15 protein-coding genes are annotated in these 21,510 nt (G+C 38.8%); 8 read left to right on the top strand and 7 right to left on the bottom strand.

Annotated features, from left to right (window positions below):
* Positions 1–202: 202 nt before the first annotated feature.
* Together FW754_RS06980 and FW754_RS06975 are read right to left on the bottom strand one after the other, a co-directional pair.
* Positions 203–2,272: a bifunctional diguanylate cyclase/phosphodiesterase gene (locus FW754_RS06980; RefSeq protein WP_409510285.1), complete on the bottom strand. Its 2,070-nt coding sequence runs from the start codon at positions 2,270–2,272 to the stop codon at positions 203–205.
* A gap of 215 nt (positions 2,273–2,487) precedes the next feature.
* Positions 2,488–4,674 carry a carboxy terminal-processing peptidase gene (locus FW754_RS06975; RefSeq protein ID WP_409510284.1) on the bottom strand — a complete coding sequence of 729 codons (2,187 nt, stop codon included), beginning with the start codon at positions 4,672–4,674 and terminating at the stop codon, positions 2,488–2,490.
* 196 nt (positions 4,675–4,870) lie between these two features.
* Between FW754_RS06975 and nagZ the strand changes: the two genes are divergently transcribed.
* Together nagZ and FW754_RS06965 are read left to right on the top strand one after the other, a co-directional pair.
* The gene (nagZ, locus tag FW754_RS06970; protein WP_409510283.1) at positions 4,871–5,890 is read left to right on the top strand and encodes a beta-N-acetylhexosaminidase; all 1,020 of its coding nucleotides are present in this window, start codon (positions 4,871–4,873) and stop codon (positions 5,888–5,890) included.
* A 141-nt stretch (positions 5,891–6,031) separates the two neighbouring features.
* Positions 6,032–6,919, top strand: a complete 888-nt coding sequence (locus FW754_RS06965) for a class I SAM-dependent methyltransferase (protein ID WP_446324198.1) — start codon at positions 6,032–6,034, stop codon at positions 6,917–6,919.
* A gap of 85 nt (positions 6,920–7,004) precedes the next feature.
* Here the strand turns inward: FW754_RS06965 and FW754_RS06960 are convergent, their stop codons facing one another.
* Positions 7,005–8,333 carry an alpha/beta fold hydrolase gene (locus tag FW754_RS06960; RefSeq protein WP_409510281.1) on the bottom strand — a complete coding sequence of 443 codons (1,329 nt, stop codon included), beginning with the start codon at positions 8,331–8,333 and terminating at the stop codon, positions 7,005–7,007.
* Positions 8,334–8,629: 296 nt separating this feature from the next.
* On the opposite strand from FW754_RS06960, the gene FW754_RS06955 reads away from it, so the two are divergent.
* From FW754_RS06955 to FW754_RS06930, 6 genes are all read left to right on the top strand, one after another.
* Complete coding sequence (locus FW754_RS06955; RefSeq protein WP_409510280.1) at positions 8,630–9,895, top strand: glutamate-5-semialdehyde dehydrogenase; 1,266 nt, start codon at positions 8,630–8,632, stop codon at positions 9,893–9,895.
* Between the two features lie 320 nt (positions 9,896–10,215).
* Complete coding sequence (locus FW754_RS06950) at positions 10,216–11,433, top strand: acetate/propionate family kinase (protein WP_409510279.1); 1,218 nt, start codon at positions 10,216–10,218, stop codon at positions 11,431–11,433.
* A gap of 80 nt (positions 11,434–11,513) precedes the next feature.
* Entirely contained in the window at positions 11,514–13,652 is a 2,139-nt protein-coding gene (gene pta / locus FW754_RS06945; RefSeq protein WP_409510278.1) for a phosphate acetyltransferase, read from the top strand.
* Positions 13,653–14,191: 539 nt separating this feature from the next.
* Positions 14,192–15,718, top strand: a complete 1,527-nt coding sequence (locus tag FW754_RS06940; protein ID WP_419346106.1) for a fumarate hydratase — start codon at positions 14,192–14,194, stop codon at positions 15,716–15,718.
* A gap of 93 nt (positions 15,719–15,811) precedes the next feature.
* Positions 15,812–16,354 (top strand): DUF2059 domain-containing protein, encoded by a 543-nt coding sequence (locus tag FW754_RS06935; RefSeq protein ID WP_446324197.1) that lies wholly within the window; start codon positions 15,812–15,814, stop codon positions 16,352–16,354.
* A gap of 117 nt (positions 16,355–16,471) precedes the next feature.
* On the top strand, positions 16,472–16,957 hold the full coding sequence (locus tag FW754_RS06930) for a DUF2059 domain-containing protein (RefSeq protein ID WP_419346108.1): 486 nt from the start codon (positions 16,472–16,474) through the stop codon (positions 16,955–16,957).
* Positions 16,958–17,050: 93 nt separating this feature from the next.
* Here FW754_RS06930 and FW754_RS06925 read toward each other — a convergent pair whose 3' ends face one another.
* The 4 genes from FW754_RS06925 to tig all read right to left on the bottom strand — a co-directional run bounded on the left by FW754_RS06925 (position 17,051) and on the right by tig (position 21,463).
* A complete protein-coding gene (locus FW754_RS06925; RefSeq protein ID WP_409510274.1) occupies positions 17,051–17,809 on the bottom strand; it encodes a DUF2846 domain-containing protein in 759 nt (252 codons plus the stop codon).
* A gap of 160 nt (positions 17,810–17,969) precedes the next feature.
* A complete protein-coding gene (gene clpX, locus FW754_RS06920; protein ID WP_409510273.1) occupies positions 17,970–19,280 on the bottom strand; it encodes an ATP-dependent Clp protease ATP-binding subunit ClpX in 1,311 nt (436 codons plus the stop codon).
* A gap of 47 nt (positions 19,281–19,327) precedes the next feature.
* Positions 19,328–19,939, bottom strand: a complete 612-nt coding sequence (gene clpP / locus FW754_RS06915) for an ATP-dependent Clp endopeptidase proteolytic subunit ClpP (protein WP_409510272.1) — start codon at positions 19,937–19,939, stop codon at positions 19,328–19,330.
* 192 nt (positions 19,940–20,131) lie between these two features.
* The gene (gene tig / locus FW754_RS06910) at positions 20,132–21,463 is read right to left on the bottom strand and encodes a trigger factor (protein WP_409510271.1); all 1,332 of its coding nucleotides are present in this window, start codon (positions 21,461–21,463) and stop codon (positions 20,132–20,134) included.
* Positions 21,464–21,510 lie beyond the last annotated feature (47 nt).

The raw sequence follows: 21,510 nt of genomic DNA, 5'->3' as shown, positions 1-21,510 counted from the left end.
TTTAGACAGTAGATTTGCATGTTTACATTGGTTTCGCCTGATTGTAGATGTGAAGTGCTAAGTTCTAAATTTAAGCAGATTCAAATAAAATTTTTAGTTTCTTTTAGTTACTTCATAGATCTATTCGGATCAGCAAAATGATTTGTATATTATGGTTGTGCATGCTGAATAAATGATAAAAATTACAATTCAAGATTTTTAGTTAAGTGACTACAGCATAACTTTCTTCTAAACGCTGTACAGGCAATGGCATACCCAAAAGATACCCCTGCAATTGCTGACAGCCTAAACGCTTCAATATTTCTGCTTGCAATTCCGTTTCCACGCCTTCAGCCGTGACCACTAATCCTAAACGTTTAGCAAGCTGAATAATACTTTCTAAAATAATTTCTTCTTTTGAATTTGGTGTCAAATTACGAATAAATTCACGATCAATTTTCAATTCATCGACAGGTAAATCTTTCAAATACAAGAAACTTGAATGCCCTGTTCCAAAATCATCAATAGCCAAACGAATACCTAAAGCACGTAATTTTTCAAAGGTTTGAATACTCGTTTCAATATGATGCATTGCGGTCGATTCGGTAATCTCAATAATCAGGCTACCTGGTGCAATTTGATATTTTTGAATTAACGCTTCAAGACGGCAAATTAATTGCTTATGTTCAAACTGAATAGCCGATAAATTTACAGCGACTGAAGAAAAAACAACACCTTTTTCTTTCCATTCATGTAATTGCGAGCATGCTTGTTCAAGTGCCCAATAACCCATACGAATGATTAATCCTGTTTGCTCAGCCCCTTCAATAAACATACTAGGTGCGAGTAAACCTAAATTTGGATGCTTCCAACGAATAAGCGCCTCAACACCACAAATTTTATAATCAGCAGTAAATTTGGGCTGATAAAATAAAACAAATTGATGTTCTTCTACTGCACGATATAAATCATTAATCAGTTTCGATTGACTACGATTAGACTGTTGCTTATCAATAGAATCATTATAAATACTATAGGTATTCCGACCTTGTTCTTTCGATTGCATCATGGCTGCTTCAGCATTGATTAGCAAATCTTGTAAACCATTGCCGTGCTTTGGATAGAGTACGATTCCAATACTTGCAGAAATATTAATTTCTTTGCCCGAAATTTTAAAACCTTCTTGAACCGTATGTAAGAGTGCAGCAGCGATTTCTTCTGTCTGCGCTTGCGTTGTATTTTCAATAATCAGTAAAAACTCATCACCACCTATACGAATCAGCTTCTGACTTGCTAAGAGTTGATGATGTAATCGTTGTGCCAATTTCACCAATAACTCATCACCTATATGATGTCCAAAAGCATCATTCACCGACTTGAAACGATCAATATCGATATAGACAAAAGCTACGTCCCCTTCGAGTTGACGATGCGCCATAAACAACGCATTGGTGTAATCAATCAGAAATAAACGGTTCGGCAACTTGGTTAAATTGTCTTGTAATGCTAAGTTTTCTAATTCTTTATTTGCAAGTAAAAGCTGATGATTACGCTCTTCTAATCTTAACTCAAGCACAGCAACGGCAAAGGCAGCGATCAATGTCAAACACGTTGCAAAAATCACTGCAACCAGTAGCATGGTTTGACCTTCGTCATAATTAAACCCAAGTGCTGTTGGATTCTCAACTGTATGGAAAATAACACCAGCCATACCTGTGTAATGCATGCCTACAATACTAAAAGCAATCATGCAAGCAACAGCAAACTTTAAAAGTCCACGATGGTTAATTGCTTGTTTATATTTAAATGCTAACCAGAATGAAAGACCAGCACCACTAATACCAATAAGAATTGAAAACAAAACAATTAAGCCATCATAATGAATATCTTCATTCGGCACGTTTAAGCCCATCATGCCGACATAATGCATCCCTGAAATACCACCACCCATAAATACAGCACCTAAAATAAGGCGCCCTAAAGGTAAGGTATTTCGTGTGGTTAACCAAATGGCAAAAGTCGAGGTGATTGCAGCAATAACGTAAGAAAATATGGTTAGACCTGGGTCAAAAGAATAACCCTCTGGTAAATGGCAGGCTAACATACCTACAAAATGCATCGCCCAAATAGCTAGACCAAAGATCATACCGCTAGCAATCATCAGAATTTTTTGTTGTTTTGGACTATTTACATTGTAAATAAGTTGCTCCAATGAAATAGCGATATAGCAGACGATGACCGCAACAACGGCAGAACCTATCACCAAATCATTATCATAACTCATATGAATCATACAAATGTACTTCCCAAAATGAACCCATTATTGTTATTTAAGTTATTTAAAAAATCCTAAAACAACACATTGCTACGTGTGGTTCACCTGATTTAATAGAATTTAGAATATCCTTAAAATAGCACTATCTCATTGAAGGTCAAGTTTTTTTCACATTAGGCAAAAAAAGGGCATATCACAATATGCCCTTTATTTAATATTACTTAATCAATACTTTAGTGTTTTTTCTGTAATTGCCCTAAATCCATTAACACATTGGCAGCTTCAGTCACAAAAGTCTCTTCTTCAGGCAATGATGGACGTTGCGCTACTTTCATTTTTGCACGAGATTCTGCTAAAGCATCCATAGAGGCTTGATAGCTTTCCCAGTTTGGATATGGCTTCTGCCCCATCACCTTACGGCGTGCATTTTCAGCTTGCAAAGTCTTATCCTCAAGTTCAATTAAGTCTTTTTTACGCTGAGTAATATCTAACACGACTTGCTTTTGATCTTTAGAAATTTGGGCAATCGCTTTACGCGCATTAAGATATTGGAATTGCACATCAGCATCTACACGCTGTTTAGACAATACCGATAACTCTGGCACATAAGGTTGAATCTGACCTTCACGCTTAAATGGTGCTGTTGGAATAGTGTCCCATTTCAACGCATTTTTCGCTTTACGCTCACCAAACTCTTCGTCATAAATATCGACGAGTTTAACATCAGGAATCACCCCTTTATTTTGCGTACTACCACCCGTCACACGATAAAATTTACGCTGCGTCAACGTTGCCTGACCATAAGCCAAACTGTCTAACTGAACCTGTGCCGTTCCTTTACCTGTTGTTGTACTGCCAATCACTACGCCACGATCATAATCTTGGATAGCAGCCGAGTAAATTTCACTAGCCGATGCAGATGCCAAGTTAATCAATACAGCCAATGGACCTGCATAGGTTTGTGCACCGCCATCGGTATCTTCAAAGACACTAACATTGCCATTGCCATCGCGAATTTGCACCACAGGTCCTTCCTTGATGACCTGACCAATCATTTTGGCAACTTCTTCTAGTGAACCACCTGGATTATTACGTAAATCAATAATCACTCCTTCCACTTTTTGACTAGCTAGAGATTGCAATGCTTTATTGGTATCTTCGGCAACAGAGCGATATTCTCCCCCAGCACGGCGTGCACGATAGTTCAAATAGAACGATGGAATTTCTACCACACCAAATTTATGTTTTTGACCATCTCGGATCACTTCAACAGTGCGAGAGCGTACACCTGCATCTTCTTCTTGAATGACATCACGGGTCAACATCACAATACGTGCCTGATTCATAGAAGCACCTGCACCAAGGAGCTTCACAGCCACTTTCGTTCCACGCTTACCACGAATCAAACCGACAATTTCAGAACTTGGCCAGCCAATCACATCAACCATTTTATCGCCATCTTGCGCCACACCAATTATGCGATCACCCGATTTCACCTGCCCTGACTTACTTGCAGGACCGCCTTCAACAATGGTTTCAATTTTAGTGAAATCTTCATTACCACGTTCAGGACGAATCGATACACCAATCCCTTCAAGTTGCAATGTCGTTTGACGATTCAACTCAATCGCATCAAGCGGTGGGAAATAGTTGCTGTGCGGATCATAGGTCAATGTCATTGAGTTTAAAATGCGTTCAAGCACATCATCACTCTTCACACGCCCCATGCGCTCAAGTTGACGGGTATAACGTTTAGTCAATGTTTGAACTGGTGTTAAGTCTTCTGATGCTGTTAAATCTTGACCATTGGCTAGAGATGGATCATCTTTTAATGCTTTTTGCTTGGCTTGCTCTTCTTCTTTGGTAATCGTCAAGTTAATGAGCTGTGAAACCAACATTTTCTGCCAATACGTTTCTTGCTCAGCTTTGGTATTGAAGAAAGGCGATTTTTCACGATCGGTTTCAATAAATGTATTGGATTGATTTAAATTTTGTGGCTTTTTCAACTCAGCCAACATAAATGAATAAAATTCTTTTAGACGATTACGGTATTGTTCATGAATCGCATAAGGCCCTTTTAAATCTCCTGCTTTAAGCGATGCTCCCAAAGTCGTACCATACTGTTTTTTATAGTCTTGTACTTCTGATGCAAGGAACAAAGTATGTTCAGGATCTAAGCTATCCAGATACATATCAAGGATTTTCCCTGATGTCGTTGCATCAAGGCGCATATTTAAATAATGCTGTCGATCGACCAATGTTGCAAGCTGACGAGTCACTAAGGCTTGTTCTTGTGTAGGCTGAATTACCCCTGAAACAACAGCTGTAGTGGTTTCAGCCATTGCCTGAGTAATTGTGTGTGAAAAAAATAATCCACCGGTTGCCAATGCAACGGCGCAAGCAATTGTCTGAAGTTTCATAATTCGTTAATGCATCCTTCTCGGAGTTTCCAATTTGGTGTCGCTTTTTAATCTGAATTCAACAGTTTCAAAATCTTAAACAACTTTATCTGTCTATGTCGTGTAGTTTTATCATAATCTGTACTGACAAAATGTAGCAAATCATTGCAAAATACAGGTATTGTTTTCCTTTTAAAAATACAACTACGGATTTCCTATGATCGGCGCATTGATGCTTGATATCGCAGGCACAGAACTTACTCAAGAAGATATTGAACTATTGCAAGCTCCGCAAGTCGGTGGCGTGATTTTATTTACACGAAATATCAAATCTCTGGCACAAGTTCGGGCTTTGACTGATCACATGCGTCAAGTTCGCCCTGAGATTCTCATTGCCGTTGACCAAGAAGGCGGACGTGTGCAACGCCTAAAAACAGGGTTCACTCTATTGCCTGCAATGGGGCATTTTGGTGAACTTTACTTAACTGAACCTGAAAAAGCCATTCAACTCGCGGAGCAATGCGGTTGGCTTATGGCAATTGAAGTCTTAGCTGTCGGGATTGACTTTAGTTTTGCCCCAGTACTCGACATCAACGATATTAGTGATGTAATCGGCGATCGTGCATTTGCCAAAAATGTGCAGGATATTGTTCCACTTGCTCAAGCCTTTATGACAGGTATGCATCGTGCAGGTATGGCAACAACAGGTAAACATTTCCCTGGTCATGGTTCAGTTAAAGCAGACTCTCACGTTGCTGCAGCCATTGACTCACGCAGTTATGACGAAATTTATGCACAAGACATGCAAAGCTTTATTCAGCTCAAACCACAACTTGATGCACTTATGCCAGCACATGTAATTTATGAAAATGTTGACCCGAACCCTGCTGGTTTCTCACCTTTTTGGATTCAGAAAATTCTCCGTCAAACCTTAAAATTTGATGGCGTACTATTCTCCGATGATTTAAGTATGCAAGCTGCATGTGTAGCAGGCAATGCCGATGCACGTATTCGAGCTGCCTTAGATGCAGGCTGTGACATGGGCCTAGTGTGTAATAACCGTGAATCGGCTTGTGTGGCACTTGCAGGCATTGAAAATTTACCACTACCGAATCAAGAACGCTTAGAGCGTATGCGTGGCAAAATTCCTAAAATTCAAATTGGTGAAACATTAGATTTAGGTACAGAATGGCAATCTGTTAAACACGTGATTGAAGCATTCAAAAATTCACTTTAACTTTAATTGAAAAAGAATAGGAATACTTCGGTGTTCCTTTTTTACACATAAACTGTTAAAACACTTAAGATTAAGATATTGAAATAATAATGATATAGCTCGATCAGTCTGATCGACAAAAAGCATCAGTGAAGGATAACCATGAGCGAACCACAACTGTCTAAACACCGACATATTTCATTTACTGCACATTACACCGGCTATATTTGGTATCAAATGGGTATATCGCATCCTTTACTTGCTACGTCTAAAGGTAAAACTTTAGCAATGATTGCCAATCCTATCGAAAATTGGGCAGAAAAATATGTCGGTGGCAGTATGCGGACGACATTGAAAGCACGCCACAAAATGTTAGATGATCATCTAATTATGCTCATTCAACAACATCCTGATTTACAAGTACTTGAAATTGCTGCAGGACTTTCACCTCGTGGATGGTGGTTTAGACAGCACTACCCTGATATTGATTATCGTGAACTTGATTTGCCCGATATGGCACAGGAAAAACAACAGGCTTTAAAACAAATCGATCCAACAAGCCCCGATCTTTTATCCGTCGATTTATTTACCCCTGATTTCGAAAATGCATTTAAAGTTTTTGATCAGAACCGCCCTTTAGTTGTCATTAGTGAGGGATTAATCAATTACTTCACTAAGCCATTATTGCAACAACTCATTCAATCGATTGCTCATTATGGCAAAGGCTTTAAAGCCTTACATTACCTGACCGATATTTATCCTGAACCAGTCAAAAATCGTTTAGCAAAAGTCATTTGGAGTAGTAGTAAACTACTCAAAGTGATTTCTCGCAGCGCATTCACATTCCACTTCATTTCCCCTGATGAAGCTCGCTCATTTTTCTATACGGCAGGTTTTAATACAGTTGATGTCATTCAACCTACATTTTATTTTGATGACCGAACACAAACTACTACGACCATAGATGAACATCCTGAAATCATGAAAGATCAACATGCAGGTGATTTGGTATGGATGATTCACGCCCAGCACCCCAACCCGATGAGTTAACGATCTTTAAGTTAATATTTTAAAAATATAAAGCCCTCAAATGAGGGCTTTATATTAACTTTTCAATAAATATAAAATTTAAAGATTAGAAAACAACATCTAGTTCTAGCATTACATCTTGTTTCTGCGCTTGGATATAACGAAGTAAACGATCTGCCACTTCAAAACTACCATGTTTAAACAAAGCACGTACACCTTGTGCAGAGCAATCAAAAATCAAACATTCAATACTAAACTCACCATCTTTATCACTCAAATGCAAGGCTAAATCGCGTGGATGTTGTTCAACATATTCTTTTTGATCAAGCTGTAAAAGCACACCAAAGTAGTTCATATCCACAATATTTACATCTATCACATCCGACAAATGACGATGGGTCAGTTTGCTTTCTGGTTGTAGAACTTGAATACGCTCTTCACCACGGCGATCCATATTTTCCATTTGATCACGAGTCAAATTAATAATGCCATCTAAGCCTTGAATCGACTCACCTTTCAAATAGGTGGTAAATAAGGTCATGGTTTCTTTGCGACGCTGTAGTTGTGGTACATGATCGGCATTAGCAATCATGGCAAATTGAACATCGGGACATTGTAGTGCAAATTTTGCATTTTCATATGGCAATGTAAAGCTGTCGTACTGACCACACGCCACCAAAGTATTGACCTGTGGTACAGGCACTTGACTCAACCGAAGTAAACGTGTGCAGTTAATTTCATAACGTTCTTGTTCAGTTGCCGAGAACTCAGCCATTTGCTTAAAGAAAAGTCGTTTTGCAGTCGGTGACATACGCGTTTTATCGAGTTTGGCATGATTGACCAAATATAGAATCACCGCTTGACCGAATTCATCCATACGCTGCTCTTTCATCAGCATTAAAGACTCTTCAAGTAACATGCGCCAACTTTTGCGGGTTTCTTGCATCACCCCCATCAAAATCATTTTTTCCACAAGCTCTGAATGCTGTTGTGCAAAAAATGATGCAATCACTGAGCCGAGTGAAATCCCTACAACATCAACTTTATTTACGCCAACAATATCTAACCACTGCCCGAGCATGCGAGATAAGTCAGGCAACTCTAGAGTCCCTGCCGATAAACCACTGTCGACATTGGTAATTTGCTGATTTGAACCCATCGAAGGTAAATCAATTAAGATGACAGGACCACTTTCAAAAAATTGTTCTACACAATATTTATAAGAGCTAAAATTTTGGAATGCTCCACCAATAATCACAATGGGTGTATTATGAATTGTGCTTGGATCGGCAATTGCCATGTACTCGATTTTCCAACCATCAATCCACGTAGTTCGTGCCGGTTGCTTAAAACTCCCCTTATGATAGATGTCAAAAAACCCAAAACCTGTGAAGTTTTGATGTAATTCTGGATCCATCTGGATAATGGAATTCATTTCCTACCTCCATCCCTGCTTTATTTTTTTATTTTGCAAGTTAAGTTGTTCTTCCAATGATCAAAAAATATCGAAAATTTATATGTCATCAATATCCTATATGCTTTCATTCTATACAGATGTCAGATTTCTTAGCAATCACTATATTGACCGCTCATCCAATTAAAACGGTCATATTGGCAAAAAAAGCGTTACAAAATTTGACCCACTCCGCATTTCTTCCCGAATAGGCATAGATTGTTTATAGTCGCACTGCTACTATCAAAGAGATATTTTCAGCGATCAAATATAAGGCTATGCAAGATTCAATTGAACAGTATATGCAAACTGTAGGTCAACAAGCCCGTCAGGCAGCAAGTGTGCTGGCTGCTGCAACTACACTTGTAAAAAATAACGCATTATCTGCCATTTATACTGCTTTGGAAGCGAATGAACCGCAAATTCTCGCTGCCAACAAAATAGACATGGAAAAAGCGCTTACAAACAACTTGGATAGTGCCTTACTTGATCGCCTTGAACTGAACCCCAAACGTTTTAAAGATATGCTACAAGGCTTAAAAGATGTGATTAGCCTGATTGATCCAATTGGTGAAATTACAGATTTGGCTTACCGCCCAAGCGGTATTCAAATTGGTAAAATGCGCGTTCCTTTAGGTGTTGTTGGCATGATTTATGAATCACGTCCAAACGTCACGCTTGAGGCGGCATCACTTGCGCTCAAATCTGCCAATGCGATTATTTTACGTGGTGGTTCTGAAGCTTTAAATTCAAACCAAGCAATTGCTACTGCAATTCAACACGGATTAAAAGTTTCAGGTTTACCTGAAAACTGCGTACAAGTGATTAATACACCTGACCGTGCTGCCGTAGGTCAACTCATCACATTGTCTGAATATGTGGATGTGATTGTGCCTCGTGGTGGTAAAGGACTGATTGAACGTATTACCAATGAAGCAACCATTCCTGTAATTAAGCATTTAGATGGCAACTGTCACGTTTATGTTGAAGCTCAAGCCGATTTGCAAAAAGCACTACCGATTGCTTTGAATGCTAAAACACATCGTTACGGTGTATGTAATGCAATGGAAACACTCCTTGTCGACGAAAAAATTGCCGAGGAATTTTTACCACGCATTGCTGAACTGTATGCAGAAAAGCAAGTGGAACTCCGTGGTTGCCGTGATGTACAAAAAATCTTAGGAGCTGCAGTTAAACCTGCGAGTGAAGAAGATTGGTACGAAGAATATCTTGGACCAATTCTTGCGGTAAAAGTTGTTTCAGGCATAGAAGAAGCAATTCAGCACATCAACAAATATGGGTCACACCATACTGACTCGATTATCACTGAGAACTTTAGCCTTGCACGTCAGTTTTTGACTCGTGTCGATTCAAGCTCTGTTATGGTCAATGCATCTACTCGCTTTGCTGACGGTTTTGAATATGGTTTAGGTGCTGAAATTGGTATTTCAACAGACAAAATTCATGCGCGTGGACCTGTTGGACTCGAAGGTTTAACGTCACAAAAGTGGATCGTTTTAGGTGATGGACAAATTCGTCAATAAACCGCTAAGCATTGAAATATAATTAAAAGTTACCCAATATTTAATTCGTTTAGGTATTGGGTTTTCACTAAAACCCTACAAGAAAGTAAATGCTTATCATTTTTAAATGTTAAAGTATTGATAATTTTAAACAATTAACTGATAAATTTTAAGTATTAATAATTCAGCAGTCGATAATGCTTAAGTCTAATCACCTAAAGTCTATCTAGGCTATAAAAACAACGCATGGTACAACATAAACACGATCTAGATTGCATCAATAAAAAGAGCAATGGATCAACAAGATGACTACTTCAAATTACAATTTCGGGTAATAAAACGTGTCTACATCAGTATTAGTAATTAACTGCGGTTCTTCTTCAATCAAATATGCGCTTGTTTCAGAGCGTCGTGAAGATCGTATTTTTGGACTTGCAGAAAACTTAGGTTCTGCTGAGGCGCGTATTAAAGGAGTGACTGCTGGGAATCAGCCGTTGGAATTGTCTATTCCACATGCTGACCACGAAAAAGCCTTGGAAACCATCCTTTCTCGTCTTGCTCAATATAAACCACAAGCCATTGGTCATCGTGTTGTACACGGAGGTACATTGACCAAGGCAGAATTATTGACACCTGAAATTGTAGAACGTATTCGTGAAGCAACGCCACTGGCACCACTTCACAATCCTGCCCACTTAGTTGGTATTGATGCAACTATGCGTCTATTCCCAGAGTTACCACAAGTGGCTGTGTTTGATACCGCATTTCATCAAACTATGCCATCGCATGCTTACCGTTATGCATTACCAAAGTTCTTATATACACAACATAATGTACGTCGTTATGGTTTTCATGGAACAAGCCATGCTTATGTATCTGAACGCGGTTCAGAGCTTGCAGGTAGCTTCAAGCAAGGTGGTTGGTTAACAGCACATTTAGGTAATGGTAGCTCGACTTGTGCCATTTGGAATGGTCAAAGTGTTGATACTTCTATGGGTCTTACACCGCTTGAAGGCGTAGTGATGGGTACACGTAGTGGTGATGTCGATCCAAGTATTCACAGCTTCCTTGCAAGTAATTTGGGTTGGGATATTTATAAAATTGATAAAATGCTCAACAGCCAATCGGGGTTGTTAGGTCTTTCTGATTTATCGAATGACATGCGTACATTGATTGAAGCTTCTGAACAAGGCAATGAAGATGCGAGCCTTGCGATTGAAGTGTTTTGCTACCGCCTCGCAAAATCATTAGCAGCACTTAGTTGTGGCTTACCACGTATTGATGGCTTATTCTTTACTGGTGGCATTGGTGAAAATTCAGCATATATTCGTGAAAAAACAATGTCTTACCTACCACACTTTGGTTTTAACCTCAGCAAAGAAAACAATGATGGTTTAAAACGTGGTACTGAAGGTCGTATTGATACAGGAACAGGTCCACAAATTTGGGTTGTGCCAACGGATGAAGAAGGTCGTATTGCAAAAGAAACTGAGCATGTTGTTAACCATGAGGTACAACAGGCAATAAAAAAGTCTGAATCTGGAGCAGCGACTGTTTAACAGTCGCTTTGCCTTATGCTGTATTACCTTTTGATTTATTGATTATTTTAATTTTAGCTTTTCCGTTTTAAGAGCAGCTTATGAAAACAATTTTATTGGTTCCTACTGGCGAAGGTGTGGGTCTTACATCGGCATGTTTAGGTTTAGTTTATGCCCTTGAGTGCCAAGGTGTTAAAGCAGGTTTTTTAAAACCTTTTTCACAAGAAGCAAATACACAACCCGATCGTACTACTGCACTTTATCGTCATATTTCAAATGCTAAAACTGTAGAGCCTATTGCTTACAGTAAAATCACTCAAGCATTGAATACCAATGAAGTTGATGAGTTACTTGAAGAAGCCGTCAGCCTACATCGTCAAATTGCTAAAGCACATGACATTATTATTGTTGAAGGCTTAGTGCCAACAGCGCGTGATACATTTGCAAGTGATTTAAATGTATCACTTGCGCAAGCCCTCGATGCAAAAGTGATTTTTGTCAGCAATGCTGATATTAATCGCCCTGCACACACAGCTGAAAAAGTTGAATCACAAGTACGTAACTTTGGCGGTTCATCTGCTGCACGAAATGTTGGCGTACTCTTCATGCGTACCCGTGGTCTACCTGAAGATTCAGCACAAATTCCTGTAACGATTGATCCGAATTTAAGACTGATTAGTGACACGGTAAAATTTACTGCTGAATTGCAAAAAACTTGCCCACAACTCGGTTCAGAGCAATTACCCGTCATTGGCTTAGTTCCTTTTAGCGATACGCTCAGTGTCCCACGTCTCTCTGATTTGGCAGCCCAATTACAAGCCACTTGGATCAATGAAGGTAAAGCAAAACAACGCCGAGTTTTACACAGCAGTTTAATTGCATCGAACATTGAACATGAGCTACACAAATTTATTGCAGGCGAGCTGATTATCAGTGCATCTGACCGCATTGATGTATTACTCGCAAGTAGCCAAGCCACCAATAATGGCGTTCCACTTGCTGGTTTAGTATTGACTGAACATCATGCACCAAATACTCAAGTTTTAGATTTCTGCCAGTCTGCAATTAAAAATGGTCTGCCAATTTTACATACACCACTCAGTACTTTTGCCACAGCAGAGCAACTTGCAAATCTCAGTAATGAAATTCCTGTTGATGATACTGAACGTGCTGATCAAGTGACCCGTTTTGTATCAAGCCACATTAACCAAGAATGGTTGATTCAAGTTTTGAATGGCGATTATAAACCGCGCTTATCTCCTTCTGCATTCCGCCATGAATTGGTACAAAAATCGATTGCGGCTAAAAAACGGGTTGTTTTACCTGAAGGTGATGAGCCACGCACCATTCAAGCGGCAGCGATTTGCCAATCTCGTGGTATTGCACAATGTGTATTGCTTGCAAAACCTGAAGCTGTACTTGAAATTGCTAAAGCCCGTAATATCGAGCTTCCATTTGATTTAGAAATTATTGATCCTGATCTAATTCGTGAAAACTACGTTGCACAAATGGTCGAGATGCGTAAAGGTAAGTTAGACGAAGCTCAAGCACGTGAACAACTACAAGATACCGTTGTACTTGGCACAATGATGTTGGCCCTCAATCAGGTCGATGGCTTGGTTTCAGGTGCAGTTCATACCACTGCAAATACGGTTCGTCCAGCATTCCAACTGATTAAGACTGCACCGAATTATTCACTCGTATCATCATTATTTTTTATGTTGTTGCCAGATGAAGTCTTGGTCTATGCAGATTGTGCTATCAATCCAGATCCAGATGCTGAACAATTGGCTGAAATTGCAATTCAATCTGCAGATTCTGCTAAAGCTTTTGGGATAGACCCTCGTATTGCAATGATTTCTTACTCGACGGGTACATCAGGTACAGGTGCAGATGTTGAGAAAGTTGCCAAAGCCACTGAAATTGCAAAACAACGTCGCCCTGATTTACTCATTGATGGCCCACTTCAATACGATGCAGCGTCCGTTGAAAGTGTTGGACGCTCTAAAGCACCTGATTCTCAAGTTGCGGGTCGTGCGAACGTGTTCATTTTCCCTGATTTAAATACAGGCAATACCACTTATAAAGCCGTTCAGCGTTCTGCCAATGTCGTGAGTGTTGGACCTATGTTACAAGGTTTAAATAAACCTGTAAATGATCTATCTCGTGGTGCTTTAGTCGATGATATTGTCTTTACCATCGCTTTAACTGCGATTCAGTCTGAGCAACAAGAAGCGTAAATCTACGATTTAAACGCTTTAGTTTTTGAGAAAAACCATCTAATTGAAAAATTAGGTGGTTTTTTAATATTAGAGAAATATGCAAAACTATCAGACATAAAAAAAGAAGATAAAGCGTTAGGCTTGATCTTCTTTCTGACCGTAGATCCAAGTTGCAGCAATATAAACACTAAAGCCTACAACCATTAGGATGCTTGAAATTGTCATATTTCACATCTCAATTTTTGATGAAACTATTATGTGAAAGTTATATGACAAATTTATGACAATAGTAAAATATCCAAAAAAACACAATATCATTTATTTTCAATAATTTATAATAAAAATATGTGGTTTATGCCATAATTCCATATCATTTTCATAAAATATTACAGTCATATTGTCACAATTCAGATGTCAATATAAAAACCCATCGCAGACAAAACTCATTCAACAAACCATTAAACTTTCGCCCAAAGCTCACTCAAAAGCCCCAAAACAATTGCATTTTATCTTATAATTTAGCCCGCTAGCTATCAGCCCGCTCAAGAGATATTTGTATGACTACTATTATCAAGCAAGATGACTTGATCACATCAGTTAAGGATGCGCTTCAATTTATTTCTTACTACCATCCACAAGACTTTATTCAAGCAATGAGTCGTGCGTATGACCGTGAAGAAAACAAAGCTGCCAAAGATGCGATTGCACAAATCTTAATTAACTCTCGTATGTGTGCAGAAGGACATCGTCCAATCTGCCAAGATACCGGTATTGTCAACGTATTTGTTGATGTGGGCTTAGACGTTAAATTTGATTTAACCTTAAGCCTAGATGATGCAATTAACGAAGGTGTACGCCAAGGTTATTTAGAAAACTCTAACGTACTTCGTGCATCTGTTTTAGCTGATCCTGCTTTTGGTCGTAAAAATACCAAAGATAACACCCCTGCTGTAATTCACTATAAACTCGTTCCAGGTAATAAGGTCGATATTACTGTTGCGGCTAAGGGTGGTGGTTCAGAAAATAAATCTAAACTTGCCATGTTAAACCCTTCTGATTCAATCGTAGATTGGGTACTCAAAACTGTTCCAACAATGGGTGCAGGTTGGTGTCCACCAGGTATGCTTGGTATCGGGATTGGTGGTACTGCTGAAAAAGCCATGATGCTTGCAAAAGAATCGCTCATGGAAGAAATTAACATGGACGAACTTCTTCGTCGTGGACCTGAAAACAAAATTGAAGAACTCCGTATGGAAATCTTCGAAAAAGTGAATGCTCTTGGTATTGGTGCTCAAGGTCTTGGTGGTTTAACGACTGTTCTTGATATTAAAATCAAAGATTACCCATGTCATGCTGCGGGTAAACCTGTTGGTATGATTCCAAACTGTGCGGCAACTCGTCATGCACACTTCACATTAGATGGTTCTGGCATTGCGCACATTCAAGCACCTAAATTATCTGATTACCCAGAAGTAACTTGGGATTCTTCATCTTCTAAACGTGTTGATTTAGATAACATCACGCAAGAAGAAATGAATTCATGGCAGCCTGGTGATACTTTACTTTTAAACGGTACAATTTATACAGGTCGTGATGCTGCGCATAAACGCATGTGTGAAATGCTCGACAATGGCGAAGAACTTCCTGTAGATCTTAAAGGTAAATTTATTTACTACGTGGGTCCAGTTGATCCAATTAATGATGAAGTGGTTGGTCCTGCAGGCCCTACAACTGCAACACGTATGGATAAATTCACACGCCAAGTGCTTGAAGCAACAGGTATGTTCGGCATGATTGGTAAAGCTGAACGTGGTCCAACAGCAATTGAAGCGATTAAAGACAACAAATCGACTTACTTAATGGCTGTAGGTGGCGCGGCTTACCTTGTATCTAAAGCTGTTCGCCAAGCAGAAGTTGTTGCCTTTGCAGACTTAGGGATGGAAGCCATCTACAAATTTGTAGTTGAAGATATGCCTGTTTCTGTCGCTGTTGATGTGAATGGTACTTCTGTTCATGCCACTGCACCAAAAATTTGGCAAGCGAAAATTGGTAAGATTGATGTAGTTGATGCTGCTGCAAAATAATCTCTAATTATTTTCAGATTCAACTTGAATTCTGATGAAAAAGCACTCTATGATTAGAGTGCTTTTTTTATTTTTACAATAATGAGAATAAAAATGTATTCCTTCCAATATTTACCTGTTTTACTTTTGATGACTTTTAGTGGTTTTAATATGGCATGTTACGCCTCTCCCGCAACTGAAGAGAGTGTCACCAAATTAATTCAACTGTCGGAGCTTAATACGTTACTTGATCAATCTGCCCATGACATGCAACCCTATTTTGATCAACAGGCTGAAGATCTGATTAAACAGGTCACTGCGACAAAAACGCTGAATATTGATGCGCAGAATGCTGCTTTACAGGTCAGTGCCTTACTGTCTGATCTGCATCAACAAATTATTCACAATCCTAAATTTATACAAATGTTTAAAGAAACCTTTAAGAAGACTTATACCGAAGAAGAACTCCAAGCCTATATTTCCTTTTTAAGCACACCAATGGGACAAATTATTAATAAAAAAACCAACAAAGTCATGTCTGAAATTCACACTCAAACAGCACAATTATCAGAACAGTCCATGACAACACTCGAATACCAAGAAGCCTTTAAAACTAAGCTAATGGCAATTATTCAGCCATTAACAGCAACAGAATAATTTAAATTCTGCTGAAAAATGACGCATTTAAAAATACACCCAAATACTTATATACTCATGGAAAATCATCTTGTAATGAAATTTTTAAAACCGCTTTTAATTGGGTCAATTTTTTTGATGAGTCCATTTAGTTTTGCAGCACCTGCAAGCGATCAACAAATTCAGCAGTTATTTAAAGTTATGAATTTAAATCAATTGATGCAAAATACAATTCAACAAATTCGTCCCCAACTCGATCAGCAAGCCTATCTTACGATTCAAGCCGTTGTGGGGTATGAAAAACTTTCCCCTCAAGAACAAATTGTTGCCAATGAACTATCAGACAAACTGTATCAGCAAAGTCTAAAAAGTATTGCTTGGGAACAAATGCAGCCGATTTATCAGAAAATTTATAAAGACGTATACAGTGCTGAAGAAGTTCAGGCACAAATTAACTTTTACTCAAGCCCTATGGGACAATCCATTTTAGCAAAAGCACCGCTTGCGACACAGGAATCAATGAAAATCATTAACAGTCGCCTTACGAAAAATATGCAGGCAACAGAAGCAGACTTTAAAGATATTCAGCAGAAAATTAAAGCCTTACAAAAAGCAGCTCAATAGTCAAAAAACTTAAATGCAAAACAGAGCGTAATATACACTCTGTTTTTCAACGTGAAAAATCACCGCAACTGATCTAATTCATGATAAGTCGACTTACCAAGTCAATGGATTCCAAAGCTTAAATGGTACCGTCGTATGTACATCATCACTTGCATGATATTTACCACTATCAATCTTTTCAGAACCCTTAACCAATTCCCCTTGGCTATCCAACTCACCGACAAAATTGAGTCCTGGCGTTTTAAGTTGAGTCATACCAATTTCTTTCAAACCCTGACGCGTTGGCATCTGCATAAGCGGTCCCACTCTAAGCAGACTCGCATCACCATTTGGTCCACCACGGAACTGTTCTTCTTCATATTTTACAAAATATTGTTGCCCTGCTTTGACAGAAAAATAAGCAGATTTTGGTTTTTGAAAATGAACCACGGTCAAAGGACGACTCATACTCAGCTTATAATCACCCTCTGCTAACTCAACCCAATAATAATGATTACTGATAAGGCTTGGAATACGTTTTCCATTCAAAAAGAAATTCGTCGCAATAATCTCTTGCCGATTCCATTTACTATCAGGTCGATAAAAATACACCACAGCAGCTTGTGGATTTTGTGGTTTAACCAACTTGAAATATTGACCTGGTGCCTGATTAACCCAAGAACCTACAGAAAATTTACCAACTTTGTATTGATCGAGTTTAGATGAAACCAAAGAATCTTCTTTTTCATAATCAATTTGATCGAGTGTAGAAACTACCTGACCTGTTTGTAGTTGCTGCTTTTCTACGGTTTTATGGCTTTGACAAGCACTCAGCCCACAACCCACTAAAAGCATTAAACCTAAGTAACGCATGATTATCCCTCACCGCGTATTTTTTATTTTCGTTATCTAAAAGTACTATTTTCCATATTGAGCTTAACATTTCAATGTCATTTTAAACATAAAAAAACGTGTAAAAAGCCAAGCTTTTTACACGTTTCAGATGAATTGCAACTTAAAGCATTGAAATCCTTTAAGCAGACTTACTTTCAATCACTTTCAAATCAACTTTGGTTTCAGACGGTTTGTCTTTTTTCGGTTGACGTTCAGGTAAATAAATCGGTGCTGCTTTATCATTAATCACAGCTTCATTAATCACCACCGTACCTACATCTGTACGTGTTGGTAAATCATACATCGTTTCAAGCAAAATATTTTCTAAAATAGAACGTAGACCACGTGCGCCTGTATTTCGCTCAAGTGCACGTTTTGCAACGGCACGTAATGCAGAATCTTCAAACAACAGATCAACATTTTCCATTTCAAATAAATACTGATATTGACGCGTTAAAGCATTTTTCGGCTCTGTTAAAATTTGCATCAACGCTTCTTCATCTAGCTCTTCAAGTGTTGCAAGTACAGGCAAACGACCAATAAATTCAGGAATTAAACCAAATTTAACCAAATCGGCTGCTTCAACTTGACTGAACAATTCAGAGACTTTTTTCGTATCATCTTTGCTCTTCACATCAGCTGTAAAACCAATGCCACCTTTTTCCTGACGCTGTTGTACCACACGCTCAAGACCTGAGAATGCACCACCACAGATAAACAGAATGTTTGAAGTATCAATTTGAATAAATTCTTGTTGCGGATGCTTACGCCCACCTTGTGGTGGAATTGAAGCAACCGTACCTTCGATCATTTTCAGCAAAGCTTGCTGTACACCTTCACCTGACACATCACGTGTAATCGATGGATTCTCAGATTTACGGGTAATCTTGTCGATTTCATCGATATAGATAATCCCTTTCTGAGCTTTTTCCACATCATAATCAGCTTTTTGCAAAAGCTTTTGTACAATGTTTTCAACATCTTCACCAACGTAACCTGCTTCGGTTAATGTCGTTGCATCTGCCATGGCAAAAGGCACATCAAGCAAGCGTGCAAGTGTTTGTGCAAGTAATGTTTTACCCGAACCTGTTGGCCCAATCAGTAAAATATTACTTTTTGCAATTTCAACACCATCTTCAGGCTTATGCCCCGTTTGAGATACTTTTAAACGTTTATAATGGTTATAAACCGCAACAGATAATGTCTTTTTCGCAAGATCTTGACCAATCACGTATTGATCGAGCGCCGCACGAATCTCATGTGGCTTTGGTAATGGACGATTTGCCCAATCACCTGTTTCAACTTGTTGACTAGTCTGAACGAGGTCAAGGCAAACATCGACACACTCATTACAAATGTATGCGTCTTCGCCTGCGATCAGTTTTCCAACTTCCGACTGCGTTTTTCCGCAAAATGAACAATGTTTTTGTCCCTGAGGATGATCGGACATTTTTACTCCAAATTTTGAATCTTTATAAATAATCGCCTACAAATAATTTATAGCTGCGGGCGTTTTGAAAGAACTTGGTCGACTAGACCATATTCTTTTGCCTGTTCAGCGGTCATAAAATTATCACGATCTGTATCACGTGCCACTTTTTCAAAATCTTGACCACTATGTTCTGCCATTAAACGGTTTAAACGCTCTTTGATGAACAAAATTTCACGGGCATGAATTTCAATATCAGATGCCTGACCACGGAAACCACCAAGCGGTTGATGGATCATTACACGTGCATTTTCTAAGCAATAACGTTTGCCTTTTGCACCAGCATTCAATAGGAAAGCACCCATTGAAGCGGCTTGACCCATACAATACGTCACAACATCGGGCTTAATAAACTGCATAGTATCGTAAATCGCCATGCCTGCAGTCACGGAACCACCTGGTGAGTTAATATAAAGGTGAATGTCTTTTTCAGGGTTTTCAGCTTCAAGAAACAACATTTGTGCGACAATTAAATTCGCCATATTGTCTTCAACTTCACCTGTTAAAAAAATCACGCGTTCACGTAAAAGACGTGAAAAAATGTCGAAAGAACGCTCACCACGTGAAGACTGTTCTACGACCATTGGCACTAAAGCGTTTTCAATTGATGAAACATACATACTTTATTTATTCCTGAATTTTTGTTACTTCACTCATAATGACAATATGAGGGATAATTACTGAAATTGCAAAATATTCACCATTAAATATTAGATATTTTTTACATCAGCATTTTAATTTCAGGTTGATTAACACAATTGATACAGCATAAAAAAAGGCGCATGAAGCGCCTTTTTTTCAATTACAGAAGCTTAGCCTTGTTGGCGAGCTTGCTGTTCTTTCAATAATTCTTCGTAAGATACAGGTGTTTCAGTCACTTTTGCAGAAGCAAGAATGTGATCTACAACTTGATCTTCAAGTACAACGCCTTCAATTTGCGCACGTTGTTGCTTGTCATTTTTAAAGTATTCAATCACTTCAGTTGGATCTTCGTAAGAAGAAGCCATATCATCGATATATGCTTCAACACGAGCTGGATCAACTTCAAGTTTAGCATCAGCCAATAATTTGCTTACAAGAATGCCTAGTTTAACTGATTTTTCAGCTTGTTCTTTGAACAAGTCATCAGGAAGCATGCTGCTGTCAAATGCTTGCGCACCTTGAGCACCAAACTGCTGAGTGAACTGCTGAATCATTTGTTGACGTTGACGGTCAATTTCTTGAGCAAGCATAGATGCTGGAATTTCAACTTCATTAGCAGCTACAAGTGCATCAAAAGTTGCGCTCTTCACTTGGTTACGTAGACCATTTTTCACTTCACGTTCCATATTTTTACGAACGTCAGCTTTTAATTTTTCTACGCCTTCTTCTTCAGTTAAACCGAAGATTTTAAGGAATTCAGCATCAATTTCTGGAAGTTTTTGTTTTTCAACAAGCTTCACAGTAATTTTGAACTGAGCTGCTTTACCTGCAAGGTTTTCAGCTTGATAGTCTTCAGGGAAAGTTACATCAATCACTTTCTCTTCGCCTTTCTTCATACCGATGATGCCATCTTCGAAGCCAGGGATCATACGACCTGAACCTAATACAAGTTTGAAGTCTTCAGCAGAACCGCCTTCAAATTTCTCGCCATCAAGTGTACCTTCGAAATCGAAAGTTACTTGCATGTCTTTTTTCGCCATGCCTTTTGTTTCAGCCCAAGAAGCGCGTTGCTTCTGTAGGTTTTCAAGCATAGTATCAACATCTTTATCGTTGATTTCAGTTGATTTACGTTCAACTTCTAAACCGTCAAACTTTACGTCAACTTCTGGATAAACTTCAACAGTTGCTTCAAAAACTAAAGCATCTTCTTTGTTTTCAACTTTATCAATGTTTGGCATGCCTACAGCATTGATTTTTTCTTGTTGAATCGCTTCGAATACTGTGTCACGAATTACATCGTTCACAACTTCTTGATAGATGCTTGCGCCATATTCACGACGAACAACGTTCAAAGGCACTTTACCTGGACGGAAGCCGTTGATCTTTACAGTTTTGGCACTACGTTTCAAACGAGCTTCAAATTGCTCGTTCACACGGCTCGTCGGTACAGATACAGTTAAACGACGGGCAACGCCCGAAACCGCTTCAGAAGTTACTTGCATGGCTTCCTCGATATAGAAATAGTAATTGCAATTTTTAAAGTGTCATA

This window comes from Acinetobacter sp. 1207_04 (assembly GCF_052850415.1).
Note: the sequence above shows the minus strand (reverse complement) of the source record. Positions and strands in the feature narration are given on the sequence as shown.

Coding starts and splice junctions, on each gene's coding strand:
- FW754_RS06980 (WP_409510285.1), bottom strand. CDS start 2,272: ATGATTCATATGAGTTATGATAATGATTTGGTGATAGGTTCTGCCGTT.
- FW754_RS06975 (WP_409510284.1), bottom strand. CDS start 4,674: ATGAAACTTCAGACAATTGCTTGCGCCGTTGCATTGGCAACCGGTGGA.
- nagZ (WP_409510283.1), top strand. CDS start 4,871: ATGATCGGCGCATTGATGCTTGATATCGCAGGCACAGAACTTACTCAA.
- FW754_RS06965 (WP_446324198.1), top strand. CDS start 6,032: ATGAGCGAACCACAACTGTCTAAACACCGACATATTTCATTTACTGCA.
- FW754_RS06960 (WP_409510281.1), bottom strand. CDS start 8,333: ATGAATTCCATTATCCAGATGGATCCAGAATTACATCAAAACTTCACA.
- FW754_RS06955 (WP_409510280.1), top strand. CDS start 8,630: ATGCAAGATTCAATTGAACAGTATATGCAAACTGTAGGTCAACAAGCC.
- pta (WP_409510278.1), top strand. CDS start 11,514: ATGAAAACAATTTTATTGGTTCCTACTGGCGAAGGTGTGGGTCTTACA.
- FW754_RS06940 (WP_419346106.1), top strand. CDS start 14,192: ATGACTACTATTATCAAGCAAGATGACTTGATCACATCAGTTAAGGAT.
- FW754_RS06935 (WP_446324197.1), top strand. CDS start 15,812: ATGTATTCCTTCCAATATTTACCTGTTTTACTTTTGATGACTTTTAGT.
- FW754_RS06930 (WP_419346108.1), top strand. CDS start 16,472: ATGAGTCCATTTAGTTTTGCAGCACCTGCAAGCGATCAACAAATTCAG.
- FW754_RS06925 (WP_409510274.1), bottom strand. CDS start 17,809: ATGCGTTACTTAGGTTTAATGCTTTTAGTGGGTTGTGGGCTGAGTGCT.
- clpX (WP_409510273.1), bottom strand. CDS start 19,280: ATGTCCGATCATCCTCAGGGACAAAAACATTGTTCATTTTGCGGAAAA.
- clpP (WP_409510272.1), bottom strand. CDS start 19,939: ATGTATGTTTCATCAATTGAAAACGCTTTAGTGCCAATGGTCGTAGAA.
- tig (WP_409510271.1), bottom strand. CDS start 21,463: ATGCAAGTAACTTCTGAAGCGGTTTCGGGCGTTGCCCGTCGTTTAACT.